The sequence below is a fragment of the Bartonella sp. TT121SHDZB genome (assembly GCF_042193415.1).
In the GTDB taxonomy this organism is placed as follows: Bacteria; Pseudomonadota; Alphaproteobacteria; order Rhizobiales; family Rhizobiaceae; genus Bartonella.
Map to the genome: position 1 here is coordinate 325 of NZ_JBHILR010000078.1, position 261 is coordinate 585.

At 63.6% G+C, this 261-nt stretch carries 1 pseudogene; it reads right to left on the bottom strand.

The features are described from left to right. Positions 1-261: pseudogene (locus ACFIKI_RS08595) on the bottom strand (histidine kinase); the annotation flags it as partial.

Genomic DNA, 261 nt, shown 5'->3' on the forward strand with positions numbered 1-261 from the left:
CACCACCGGGAAGAACGCGCCCTGCTGCGCACTCGTCTGCTGTTGCGCTATGCGCCGCGCCGCTTGCGCTGCACTCAACGTTGGGCTGGCGGCGAAGGCATTTTCAATGGTCTTGTTCAGCTTGTCCGACTGAAACGTCTTCCACCACTGGTCGGACACTTTCATGCCCGAGACAAAGCGCTGGGCTTCACCCCCCTGCGTGGCGGCAGAAGACGTCTGCTCCGGCAACGGCTGCGGCGTATAGCCGGACACCTTGGGCGC